15 protein-coding genes and 2 pseudogenes are annotated in these 12,453 nt (G+C 34.0%); 16 read left to right on the forward strand and 1 reads right to left on the reverse strand.

The genetic code is table 11. The features are described from left to right. The first annotated feature begins 158 nt into the window (after positions 1–158). The 5 genes from phaZ to COE49_RS07455 all read left to right on the forward strand — a co-directional run bounded on the left by phaZ (position 159) and on the right by COE49_RS07455 (position 3,575). On the forward strand, positions 159–1,076 hold the full coding sequence (gene phaZ / locus COE49_RS07435) for an intracellular short-chain-length polyhydroxyalkanoate depolymerase (RefSeq protein ID WP_140417300.1): 918 nt from the start codon (positions 159–161) through the stop codon (positions 1,074–1,076). A gap of 60 nt (positions 1,077–1,136) precedes the next feature. Then, complete coding sequence (locus COE49_RS07440; RefSeq protein WP_088229694.1) at positions 1,137–1,361, forward strand: hypothetical protein; 225 nt, start codon at positions 1,137–1,139, stop codon at positions 1,359–1,361. 111 nt (positions 1,362–1,472) lie between these two features. Continuing rightward, positions 1,473–2,669 carry an MFS transporter gene (locus COE49_RS07445; protein WP_088229693.1) on the forward strand — a complete coding sequence of 399 codons (1,197 nt, stop codon included), beginning with the start codon at positions 1,473–1,475 and terminating at the stop codon, positions 2,667–2,669. Beyond that, positions 2,653–2,853, forward strand: coding sequence for an NETI motif-containing protein (locus COE49_RS07450; RefSeq protein ID WP_000166302.1), 201 nt, complete (start codon positions 2,653–2,655; stop codon positions 2,851–2,853). The genes COE49_RS07445 and COE49_RS07450 overlap by 17 nt, the downstream gene beginning before the upstream one ends. A gap of 263 nt (positions 2,854–3,116) precedes the next feature. Then, positions 3,117–3,575, forward strand: coding sequence for a VOC family protein (locus COE49_RS07455; RefSeq protein WP_088229692.1), 459 nt, complete (start codon positions 3,117–3,119; stop codon positions 3,573–3,575). A 129-nt stretch (positions 3,576–3,704) separates the two neighbouring features. Here the strand turns inward: COE49_RS07455 and COE49_RS07460 are convergent, their stop codons facing one another. Further along, positions 3,705–4,787, reverse strand: coding sequence for an S-layer homology domain-containing protein (locus COE49_RS07460; RefSeq protein WP_098945802.1), 1,083 nt, complete (start codon positions 4,785–4,787; stop codon positions 3,705–3,707). Positions 4,788–5,153: 366 nt separating this feature from the next. Here COE49_RS07460 and COE49_RS07465 point away from each other — a divergent pair, with 366 nt between their 5' ends. The 11 genes and pseudogenes from COE49_RS07465 (at position 5,154) to COE49_RS07520 (ending at position 12,452) form a co-directional block, all read left to right on the forward strand. After that, the gene (locus COE49_RS07465) at positions 5,154–5,576 is read left to right on the forward strand and encodes a hypothetical protein (RefSeq protein WP_088229690.1); all 423 of its coding nucleotides are present in this window, start codon (positions 5,154–5,156) and stop codon (positions 5,574–5,576) included. Positions 5,577–5,603: 27 nt separating this feature from the next. Further along, positions 5,604–5,909 carry a WXG100 family type VII secretion target gene (locus COE49_RS07470; protein WP_088229689.1) on the forward strand — a complete coding sequence of 102 codons (306 nt, stop codon included), beginning with the start codon at positions 5,604–5,606 and terminating at the stop codon, positions 5,907–5,909. A 22-nt stretch (positions 5,910–5,931) separates the two neighbouring features. Further along, on the forward strand, positions 5,932–6,651 hold the full coding sequence (locus tag COE49_RS07475) for a DUF5081 family protein (RefSeq protein WP_088229688.1): 720 nt from the start codon (positions 5,932–5,934) through the stop codon (positions 6,649–6,651). Then, complete coding sequence (locus COE49_RS07480; protein ID WP_088229687.1) at positions 6,651–6,974, forward strand: MFS transporter; 324 nt, start codon at positions 6,651–6,653, stop codon at positions 6,972–6,974. The genes COE49_RS07475 and COE49_RS07480 overlap by 1 nt, the downstream gene beginning before the upstream one ends. Positions 6,975–7,006: 32 nt before the next feature. After that, positions 7,007–8,737 (forward strand): DNA/RNA non-specific endonuclease, encoded by a 1,731-nt coding sequence (locus COE49_RS07485; protein WP_098945803.1) that lies wholly within the window; start codon positions 7,007–7,009, stop codon positions 8,735–8,737. Further along, positions 8,738–9,214 (forward strand): immunity protein YezG family protein, encoded by a 477-nt coding sequence (locus COE49_RS07490; protein ID WP_098883134.1) that lies wholly within the window; start codon positions 8,738–8,740, stop codon positions 9,212–9,214. A gap of 349 nt (positions 9,215–9,563) precedes the next feature. Next, positions 9,564–9,692 (forward strand): annotated as a pseudogene (locus tag COE49_RS07495) (immunity protein YezG family protein); the annotation flags it as partial. A gap of 41 nt (positions 9,693–9,733) precedes the next feature. Beyond that, entirely contained in the window at positions 9,734–9,928 is a 195-nt protein-coding gene (locus COE49_RS07500) for a hypothetical protein (RefSeq protein WP_255294742.1), read from the forward strand. Between the two features lie 249 nt (positions 9,929–10,177). Further along, positions 10,178–10,935 (forward strand): annotated as a pseudogene (locus COE49_RS07510) (polymorphic toxin type 15 domain-containing protein); the annotation flags it as partial. Between the two features lie 9 nt (positions 10,936–10,944). After that, positions 10,945–11,484, forward strand: coding sequence for a T6SS immunity protein Tdi1 domain-containing protein (locus COE49_RS07515; protein ID WP_098883136.1), 540 nt, complete (start codon positions 10,945–10,947; stop codon positions 11,482–11,484). Between the two features lie 221 nt (positions 11,485–11,705). Beyond that, positions 11,706–12,452, forward strand: a complete 747-nt coding sequence (locus COE49_RS07520) for an HNH endonuclease (protein ID WP_098945804.1) — start codon at positions 11,706–11,708, stop codon at positions 12,450–12,452. Position 12,453 lies beyond the last annotated feature (1 nt).

The raw sequence follows: 12,453 nt of genomic DNA on the forward strand, positions 1-12,453 counted from the left end.
AAATTAGTTACCTAGCTAACTATATACCTTTTTATTCTTATTGTCTAGTAATAGACATGTTGATTTATGTAAAAAATTCGTAGAGGTTTTATGTTGAGAACATATATTCTACATGGTATTCTTTAATTAAGTAAAGAATTTTCTTTCTATTGAAAAGAATGGGGGAACTTGTGATGATTAAGCCTGCAACAATGGAGTTTGTTTCACTATCAAACGGAGAAACGATTGCGTATCAGGAAGTTGGAAGGCAAAATACAGAAATTCTTGTACTCATTCATGGGAACATGACATCGTCACAACACTGGGATTTAGTCATTGAAAAATTGCAAGGTCAATATCATATTTACGCTCTTGATTTAAGAGGATTTGGAAAATCGACATATAATAAGTCGATAGATTCATTACAAGACTTTGCTGAAGATGTAAAACTCTTTATCGATCAATTAAAACTAGAGAAATTTTCATTAATGGGATGGTCAATGGGCGGTGGTGTTGCGATGCAATTTACAGCAAATCACCCGGATTTTGTAGAAAAGTTAATCTTAGTAGAATCAGTAGGGATGAAAGGCTATCCAATCTTTAAAAAAGATATTAACGGGCAACCGATCGTATCAAGTTTAGTAAAGACAAAAGAAGAAATTGCGCAAGATCCAGTACAAATCGCTCCAGTACTAGATGCGATAAAAAATATGAATAAATTATATTACCGTACAGTATGGAATCTATTAATATATACAAATAACCAACCCGAACCAGATCGTTATGAAAAGTATTTAGATGATATGTTAACGCAGCGCAATTTCGTAGATGTGAATTATGCGCTCATTACATTTAATATTTCGGATGAACATAATGGAGTTGTAGAGGGAAATAAACAAATTCATCATATTAAAGCTCCTACACTCGTCATACAAGGTGACAGAGATTATGTCGTACCGCAAGTCGTCGGTGAAGAGTTAGCAAAGCATTTGCCGAATGCGGAATTGAAGGTGTTAGAAGACTGTGGTCATTCACCGTTTATTGATTGTTTAGATGTGTTTATAAAGCATGTAGAGGATTGGTTAGAACAGAAATAATCCCCGAAATGAACAGTATTGCATATACTATAACATTGTAAGTAAAAGGGGAGAACATCCATGCATCAACCAGTCTTAATTGCACAGTCACCATATAATCATCATTTATATACAAAAATAATGATTAATCCGATGTATATGCAAGTTTCACCAGCTGTAGTTCCTATGCAAATGCAGCAGCCAACAGCTCATGCTCATCATTATTTATATGGACCATCATTTTATGTAAATCCATATTTTAAGCACTTTCATTACAATGTGAAAGCACAAGTTTGGGAAGGGTAAGAAGCTAAAAGGTCCATTCTTTTAGCTTCTTTTTTTATTATTATGAATATTTTGTACACGCATTTGCAGAAACAGTTTATAATGGAAAGCGGAAGAAGGTGAGGGAAGAGGATGTCAATGCGTTTTACATTTTGGATTATGGCTGGGGTTGCAGCAATTTCTGGCTTATCGCAAGGAATGCTACTACCTACAATCGCCATGATTTTTGAACAAGAAGGAGTTAGTTCAAGTATTAACGGTATTCATGCGACGGCCTTATACATCGGGATATTATTTATTTCACCGTTTCTTGAAAAACCGATGCAAAGGTTTGGAATGAAACCAATTATCGTAATTGGTGTTTTTCTCGTTATTATTTCATTATTCTTTTTTACAAAAATATTTTCATTTTGGGTATGGTTTATTCTTAGATTTCTAGTTGGCGTTGGAGATCATATGCTTCATGTCGGAACACAAACGTGGATTACAACAACATCGGACCCTAGTAAAATAGGCAGACAAGTATCGATATACGGCGTATTCTGCGGAATTGGTTTTGCAATTGGTCCTTATTTGGCAAGTACAGTTCAGTACGGTCTAGCAACGCCATTTATCGTATCTACTATACTTTGCTTAATAGGGTGGATTTTACTATTACCAACGAAAAATGCATTCCCAGCACAAGATAAAACGAATACGGAAAGTGAATCATCATTTTCTCGTTATAAACAAGTCGTTGGATTAGCTGGGATTGCACTTATTGGTCCACTTGCATATGGTGTGCTTGAAGCGATGTTAAATAGTAACTTACCAGTATACGCACTTCGCCAAGGGTGGTCTGTATCAGATGTTTCTTTCTTAATACCAGCATTCGCGATTGGAGGTATTATTACACAAATCCCGCTCGGTATATTGAGTGATAAATATGGAAGAGACCGTATATTAACGTGGACGTTCAGCATAAGTACGGGTATTTTCTTGCTTGCGGCAGTATTTGATCAATATTACTGGATCGTCTTTGCCTGTATGCTTTTAGCTGGTATGGTCATTGGATCGTGCTTCTCTTTAGGACTTGGATTTATGACTGATTTATTACCGAGACACTTACTACCAGCAGGTAATATATTATCTGGAATCGCCTTCAGTTTAGGAAGTATTATGGGACCTGTATTAGGAGGCGTATTTATAGAAAAAATACAGTATACAAGCTTTTTTATTGCGGTTATGATTATAATGGGAATTCTCGCAATGGTATATATAATCTACATGAAGAATCAATTCGCATCAAGAAAAATAGAAAGTAGGTTAGGTCATGACAAAACAACCTAATAAAAAGAAATTTGAAGTACTCGAAAACGAAACAATTACAGACTGCTTAGCACGTATGGAACAAGAAGGCTACGCACCGTCTCGTCGCATGGAAGAACCAATCTTTCATGAAGTGAAGAAAGACGGCAAAACAGAAGTGGAACCGTGCGGTAGAAAAATTGTTTTTGAGGGGAAATTGAAGTAATACGAATAGCAAATTTTCTTTCTGGTATAGAGCCATCCAATTCATTTGAGTTGGGTGGTTTTTTTACAATTCAAAAAAAACAAGCTCATGCGGAAGGGTTTGCTATACAAAAATGTAAAAGTAAATTGAAAAGTCCGTAATGGATAGAATTTCGGCGCTGGGACATATTTATACCTTTGTAGGAACGAACAATTATACAAAAGTAGGATGATTTCAAATATATGTATTTGTATTATAAAAATATGAAAGGGGGGATGAATATAATGATACAAAGCATATATGAAACTCATTTACATGTAAGAAATTTAGAAAAGGCGATAAATTTCTATCAAAATAAATTAGGTTTAACATTAGCAAAAAGACTATCGAAAAGACGAGTTGCATTCTTTTGGGTAGGAGAAAACAAAAAACAAATGCTCGGATTATGGGAAGTACATACAAATGTAGATTTTGAGACGAAACACTTCGCTTTTCGTGTAGATTTAGAGTTTTTAAAGACTTCTAAATTGTGGTTAGAGAAACGTGGAATAGAGGTAGTAGGGAGTCAGGGAAAAGGAGATCGAGAACCAATTGTCCAAAGGTGGATGCCAGCTGCAAGCGTATATTTTTTAGATTGTGATGGAAATAAATTAGAGTTTATTTCTATACTAGATGATGATCCAGATGAACTAGAATATGCAACGTATTTAAGTGAATGGGATGCGGAGCATCAAGAAAAATAAAGTTTAATCAGTAGGAGTTTTATAGCTTTGTATTATGTTAAATAGATAGAGACAAATAAAATCCCTCAAGAAAAGGCATGTTCTTGAAGGATTTTTTATGCTTTATATATTTATATTATTTGTAACTTATTAATTATATTCATGATTAGATATTTCAGCGCGTTGAATATAACCATCAGAGAAGCTGAAATAAAGATAATAGCTTCCTCGATTATATACAAAGCCTTCGCTAGTCATATCCCCTCCGATTTCATCGGGTTCACCAAACCACTCTTTTAATTCATTGATAGTTATATCCATTTTTACCCATATATGTCTTGCGTCCGAAGGGTACATGTCAATATTATAATCGCCGTATACTGCTATATTAGGTGCATCACATTCTGTACATGGTGCTTTTTTCAAAACATCAGGCACTCCATATTCTTTTTTTACATCAGATAGATCTTTACCCAATGCATTTAATGTAAATGGACCAAACGTTCCATTCTGTAAAGCTGTTGTTAACATTTGTTTCATTTCTTCTTTTGAATTGATGTTGAAATTATAATCTCTGTTTTTTGCTATTGCATTATATAAAAATTGTGCATACTCCTCACGTTTCACAAGCGTGTTGCCATTGTAATTACCTGCCTCATCACCGTAGGATATTCGGTTACTACGTAGCGTATTTACAAATTTATAGGCCCAATGATCTTGAGGTACATCTTTAAAGTTACTTTGGCCTTTTGATTGTAATTGAAATGCTTTTTGTAATACTACTGCCATTTCATACCGAGTTAATGCATCATCTGGACGAAAAGCACCTGTTCCATCACCTGTCATAATTCCAGCCTGTACAATAGCTTTAATATCCTTTTCAAACATATGATTTTTAATATCGTTAAACATATTGCTCTGTTCATTGTTTGCTGTTAAACCTAAATGACGAGCGATTAAAGAAGTTACCTGGCCTCTAGTAATATTATCCCCAAAACCAAATTTTCCATTTCCATATCCGTTAAAAAGTCCTGCTGACGCTAAGTAATCAATGGCATCTTTTGACCAGTGGTCCTTTGGTACATCTGTAAATACAGTGTTCGCATTGCCAGCTACTTTATAGTTATTCGTAGTTGTTTGTGCGTTTGCTGTGCCTACCATCATTGTAGTTGCTAGTGCTGTGGTGATCACGAATCCCAAAATTTTTTTAGCTTTGCTTGTTTTCTTGCCCATTAGCGAAAGCCTCCCCAGTTTAATTTAACTTTATTAAACATACGTATTACACATATACATCTAATACAATTAAATGTATACATCGCAATTATAACATGTAAACGATGAATATTTGTCATTAATTAACTTAATATAGATAAAATTCCAATAATCTATATAAAACTATAATTTTTAGATGATAAATATTTATTGCTATTTAATTGAAGAAAAATGCGAAAGCTTTGTATAAAATATGGAAATGTTAAAATTGCTTTGATAAAATAGCGATATGCAAAAATAATTATTTGTTAATTCTTAATGTAATGAATATTCATGTTTAAATATACGAATTTAACTACATAGTTATTGTACTAAAGGGGGAGAAAGATGTTAGATGAATTGTACAATGCTTTTTTAAATGCATCTGGTTTTACAGAAAGTGCGAGAAAACGAGATCAGTATGATAAACTGCATGATGAATTAAAAGATGCAGAAAGAGAGTTACAACAATTAATTCAAGACGCTGAATCGGCGAAGAGAGATTATGAGAGTAAAAGCAATGGTTTAGAAGCTAATAAAATTCCGGCAGTGGAATTTGAACAAAAACGTCATGAAAAGGATGAAAAATTAAATACATTAGTATCCTATTTTAAAAGTGCATTAAGCGATGTTGGATCTGCAAAAGGTACAGCTTATGCAAAGTATTTGGAATATAAAGCGAAAGCAGAAGCGGAGAAAGCAGCCGCATATGATGCTGCGACCAAGGCTTTTGAAGAAAAGAAAAAGGAACTTGAAAATCTTATCCATTAAGCATACAAAGAATGTGGGGGAACTAACATGAGTGGTAAAGAGGTTGAAATTATAGGAAGTAACACGACAAGTGCCATTTCTTACGCACAAAACATTGAAAATGGTATGAAGGATTCTTTAAACCAAGCGAAAGACTTAAAAGCATATGTCACAGGTGCGAAATGGAATGGAAAAACGAGAGATGCCTTTTTAAGTTATCTTGATTTAATCATTCAATATAACTCAGAAATGGTAGAGGCATTTGAAGGGCATACGAAAGCTTTGAAAGAGTTAGATAAAAGTATTCAAACGTACGGCGATATACCGAAAGTAAGGGCGATAAAACAATTGTGATGGAGAAACGAGGGATAAAAGAATGGGGAAAGAAATGAGTTTTGCACCTGCTGAATTATATGTTCTCGCAGGTGCAGCTGGAGTTACGGATATATTTGGATTGCCAAATCGTGACGTAATTATTTTACTTGATGAAGAATGTGTCACGAAAGCAACAACGAGCTTAAAAGAAAAAGGCTTACTTACAAGTGAAAATGGAATTACCCGTGCAGCTTTTCAAATGATTGAACTATTAAAGGAATATGAGAATTGTCACGATTACACGAGAATTAATAATTTGTTAATTGGTTTTTTGAAAGAGGATAAAGATCGAGTGGCTGTATTAACAGAAATAGAGCCAAATAAAAAATACGAAATCGACTACATACCAAAGCCAGACGTATATTTTTCATTATTAACACGCATTCCTTTCTTATTGAGAGAACCGAGGGAAATAGAAGATACATTTTTCTCAAAGAGAATGACAGAGGCAGAACAACAAACATTTGAGGAAAAAGATTTATCAAATAAAGACGTTATAGCGATAGAAACGTATACGAGGCCTCGAAGTAATAGAGGAGGAAAATGGGAATGTTTCTTATATTTCACTGAAGGAGAAGATTTCGTTCAAATAGATGTAGATCGTAATCGATATGACTGGGTGAGCCTCTATGCGGTTAATAAGAAATTGTATGACGTGTTAAAAATGCCATATAAAAAGTTAATTGACCCGAGACAATTCTCGTTAGGAGGTATTCAATAATGCAAGTATCAATGGGAGATAGTGGTTCTGGTGGAGAAGAAGTATTAGTTAATTTTCAAGAACTACTTGATATAGTAATGAAATTAGAAAATATATATAAAATCCATTTAGACGTCATTGGAACGAATATTGAGAGTTTATTAAGTAGTGATTTTTATCAAAAAGGTGAAGCGATGAGAGTAATTGAAAAATACCCTGATATATTACACAAAACACTTGAATTGTCTGAACACTATTATAGGTCGGCGACAGTTGTAAGGGACGCATGTGTAGAAATGTTTGAAAAGGACGAACAATTACGTGAAATATTAAGTAAGTTGTAGAAATCACCATACGGCTGGGGGATGAAAACGAAATGGATGTGAAATATAGACCTGAACCATGGCAAAACATGGGGGATGGTATGAATCGAATTACAAAAGATGCACTCATGAAATTACAGAAAGCAAATGAATTATTAAAAAGTGTAGAAGGAAGTATACGAGGTTTAGACTCGGATGGTAGTATACATTTTAATCATAAAGATCAATCGGAAAAAATAGGGGAATTACTTGAAAGCTATACGACATTACAAAAATATTGCGGAGAAGCAGGGGGATTGGTCTCTGAACATATAGATAAACCTTTTTTAGTAGAAATGGATAAATTTGCTCAAAAAATGAGAGATACATCTATTCTCAGTTTCAAAACAGATAACCGAATTGGCTCCACAACAACGACAGTATTACCAGGTGCGCACGCGGGGTACGGAAGTGTACCACAAACAATAAAAACAAAAAAAGATAAAATAACAGTAGAAGATATTTTTAGAGATTCACCTGCATTTGATAACGTACTGAGAGCGGAGTACAAAGAACTAAAAAAACAAAACCCAGATGCAAAACTAAATTATGAAGAATACAAGAAAGTAGTCCCATCCACACGAGGATTCGAATACAAATCGATAGAAGATGAACAGAAAAAACTAGAAATGGTGCGAGACATAGGAATAGGCTTAGGAATCATCATCACAACAATCCTTTGTCCACCACTTGGGACCGCTGCCGCAGTAGTATACGGCGCTGTACAAATAAAAAGCGGTATCGACGGAGAAGACTGGGGAACACACCGGAAATTGAGCCAAGAAGAACGCACAGCAAACATCATTTTTGGCGGATTAGACGCAATTCCAGTTGTTGGAGCAGTAGGAAAAGGAGTAAAAGCATTCAAAGGCACGAATGAATTAGCTGATTTAGCGAAATTATTAAAATTCAAAGAAGGAATGCCTGGTTTTAATCCAAATTTGGGTAAAAATGTGGTACAATCGCTTAAGGAAAATAATCTATTAAAAAATTTAAAAATACAAGGTTGGAAAACCGTAGATAAGATTAATGATGCAGACTACTTCATAAAAGGTCTAGTAGCAAAAGGTGCGGACTCCGTAACCCCATTCGCTAAAGGTGTAGAAATAATGCCAGATGGAAGTGTCGTTAGATCTGGAACGAACTATAGCGGGAAATTCCAAGAAGCCCATGATGTCTCAAAGGTGAGTATTCAGAGTAGGATCTCGAATTTGGAGAGTGGTGGGGTTAAGGGTACGGGTAATACTAGTAAGGCTGTTGATGATGTAGTTAAAGATGGTAGTCACTTTTCAGATGAATTTAAATTGAAACCTAATGTAAAATATGAAACGAATGGATATCTATATCAAACAGATGAACTAGGAAGAATTGAGAGAGCTTCTGGAGAATTAACGTTAGAGATGGGAGAACGTAATAGTAAGCATCAGCTAGCTGCTGGAGGAGAAGACCGAGTTAAAGCTCCTAGTACTCAAGGCGATCATGGTGGACATTTAATCGGTACGCAATTTAATGGATCTCCGCTAATTGATAATATAGTTGCAATGAATGGTAATGTGAATGTAAGTGCTTATAAAAAACTAGAATATGCTTGGGCAAAAGCTTTAAACGATAAGCAAAAGGTTATAGTGGATATTAGACCAATATATGAAGGAGAATCGTTGCGACCAAGTAGATTTAAAATAAAATATAAAATTGATGGTAAGAAGCATGAAGAAATTCTTGAAAATGTATATGGAGGTAAGTAAATGAATACAAAAGGGATGGATCAATTATATCAAAAGATAGGAAGGCAATTAAATTTAATAATTCCTGAATCTTGGGATAAAATTTTATTATATTCAGAAATAACAGAGTGGAGCAATAGAACTTATTTTTATTATTATCCTCATGGGAAAGAAACACCTATTTACAGTTTAGATATTGAAGATATGGACTATATTAATGAAGAAGAGATTAATAGTCAATTACATCAATTATACGAATATTTAAGAGAGTTATGGGAAGAATTTAGAAATAACAAACAAGAACAGTGGACGAATCTAACTTTTGAATTGACATCAACTGGGAGATTTAATATAGATTATAATTATAGAAACTTAGAAAATGATGACAGCTACGAGCAACAAGTGATATGGGAATATGAAAAATTAGGTATAATTCCTAATGAGAATAGAAAACGTGATTTCCGGATAATTGAGGAATATAAAAAGAATAAGGCATAAAGAAAAGCAATTAATAACGTGACACTTGCAAAATAATTGTTATGTTAAATGTTCGCCAAATGACTTATATCTTGGAAGTATTTTACAAGAAAGAAAGCGTTCAACCTTAATTTATTTACTATAAAATGTTTAATAAAAAATTTAAAATAGAAATTTAAATATATAAAATGACTTTGATTCTGTATCAAAGTCATTTTTATTTTAATGTCAATAGACTTTCTTCTAAATCTTCTATATAAAAGATTGGGATTATGTAGTAAAAGGCGTATTTACCAAGGGGGCTATGAAATAGAAAAAGGATTGCTAAAAAAACTATTGAAAATAAAGTAGGATGTTGACTGCATTGAGTATGGAAAAGGGAATGAATAGATTATATAGAGAGATAGCTAAAACAGTTAATGAAATGATTCCAGAAGATTGGAATAAATTTTATTTTTATGCTCAAATATCAGAAAATGGGGGAGGAACTTACTTTTTTATAATACAATGGATAATATAGCTAAAATGGACGGATTTGAGATGTTAACAAGAGAACAACAAATAGAAGTTTTAAATAATCCTAAGAATTTTATTGGATTGAGTGAAGCGGCTAATAAATCAAAGGGGCCGAAATCTTATTCTGATTGGACTGTTTATAAGAAAGAAAATTTAATGATAGATTCAACTTTTAGAAAAAAAATGATTGAAAAAGAACGACAAATAGAAATAGAATAGAAAACAAGGTACAAGCTTAGGCGAGATGACATTTTACTGGATGATGAATATTAAGGCATGGAATGGACATAAAACTAACGAACTCGTACAAACTCGTAAGTTTTAACGTAGTAGTTGTCGCGACATATAAAAGGTGTCATACCGTTACTACAAAACTTACAAATTTACGCTACTTAAAAACAGATGAACTTAAAGCACTTGATTGTCAATTATGGCAACAAGTGCTTTTTTGCATTTTAGCATAGAAATAATGTGGTACAATCGCTTAAGGAAAATAAGACTTTAAAGAATGCACTAGATGCGATGAAAAATACTCCTATTCCAGTAGCAGTTAGGACGGTGGATACTGGAATAGGAATGAAGCTTCCTTATATAGAATCTTCAACTGTTGGAGAAGTAGCTGGAAATTTTTCAAAGGCAAGTACGGCAGTTAAGGATGACGCTTATCAACTTGCGCATGGGCATAGTAAATTAGAAGGAAGTAATAAAACTAGCGGAGTGGGTAATAATAGCTCGCGTACTGACGAAATTGGAATCGAATTTAAACGTAATCCAAAACATAATGAAGATGAGTTTATACGACAATTAAAAAATCAAGAAGATGGACTGGGAAAATTGACAGTTGATGAGTTTATTCAGAATCGGAACCAATTTTTAAAATATGGAAGATCAAAACAAGCAAATTCAGCTCAAAGATTAGCACGAAAACAAGCTGTGCAAGATAAAATAGATGAATTTATGGAAGAAGGTTTTTCATTTAGGGAAGCAGAAGAGCAAGCTTTAAAGTGGATAAAGGATAAAGCTGCATTACATGACCCAGATCAAATTGCGGGTGGAAATCCATTAAAAATAACTGGCATGGGTGATTCTAGAATTAATTCATCAATAGGTTCGCAGTGGAAAAGCAGGATTGGTAATGTGGATAAGGAAATTAGACGAGTTGCTGACACCTTATCGGAGGAAGAAAAAAATTGACATATCTTAATGTTAGATTGAAATCGGAGTAGGGGGATACTATGGAAAATATAAATGATTTTATATCTTTCGAAAAACCATCAACAGAGGTTATTGAAAAGTATACAGGGAAAGTTCCAGATCAAATAATAGATTTATGGAAATGCTATGGGTTTGGGAGTATGTTAAATGGATACTTAAGAGCAATAAACCCAGAAAAATATTTAGATATATTAAAGGAAAGTTATATCCGTTATGAAGAAGCTATCCCAATTTTTACAACAGGTATGGGAGATATTCTTGTGTGGGAAAATAACTATTTATTATTACTTAAGTATCGAAAAGGTACGGTAGATGTAGTAGCTGGAAAATTCAAGTTTTTCTTTAAAAATACGAAAGATGATTATTTTTTAGAGAAAGTATTGGATTGGAAGCATTATCAGGAGGCATTAAATAAATACGGAAAGCTTGAAATAGATGAATGTTTTGGTTACACACCTTTACTTGCACTAGGTGGACCAGAAAAAGTAGAAAACTTACAAAAAGTCAAACTTATCGAGCATGTTTATTTAATTACTCAATTTATGGGGCCGATAGAATAATGAAAGAAGAAACTGGAAGGTGGATTAATCCTCTTTCAGTTTTTTTATTTAAAAGGCTATTAATGTAAATGAAGCTTTAAAAGATACGATTGAGTTAATGTTATAATATAGAAATGTGGTAACGAGAAACTTGGGTTAAATTTATAAAAAGTAATTTTTTATGAATTAAGGCTAACATAAATTCCTAGTATTATATAATTGAAATTAAACTAGCAAAAGGTGTGGACTCCGTAACCCCATTCGTTAAAGGGGTAGAAATACTGCCAGATGGAAGTGTCGTTAGATCTGGAACGAACTATAGCGGGAAATTCCAAGAAGCCCATGATGCCTCAAAGGCGAGTATTCAGAGTAGGATCTCGAATTTGGAGAGTGGTGGGGTTAAGGGTACGGGTAATAGAGAGGCTGAAGTTCCACCAGCCTTCAAGCAAGAGGAATTTGCCAGTACATATGAATCAAGATTCAAGCAAACACCCGCAGAAACGAATTCAAATGTCGTTTTTGAAGGGGTTAGAGGTGAGTCTTTATGTACCCTAAAACCACCACCAGATCCTACGTTACAGAAAATCTTAAATGAAGCTGGTATTAATGGAATTGAGTATAAAAATGGAGTTCCTGATTTTTCACCAGTAGCAAAAGCGCAATTTGAAATTGAATACATGTTAGGCGGGACCGGCAAGCACGGAACAAAAGCTAGAACTATTAATTTTAAACAAGCAGATCAAAAGTTGACTGAACAGCTTAACAATTCACCAGAGTTGGCAAGCAAATTTGGAATGACTCCTGGGAAAATTAAAGCGGGAGACATTGCAGATTATCGAGAAGAATACAAGTTAACGTGGCACGAATTAAATGATGTGAAGACTATCCAACTTGTACCATCAGAAATAAATGGCAAATTTGGGCATCTTGGCGGCGTAGGAGAGATAAATGCAGGAGCGTTTAAGCCAGGGGAATTTGCCAATAAATAGA

Origin of the sequence: Bacillus sp. AFS029637 (assembly GCF_002584985.1) — a bacterium.
Taxonomy (GTDB): Bacteria; Bacillota; Bacilli; order Bacillales; family Bacillaceae_G; genus Bacillus_A.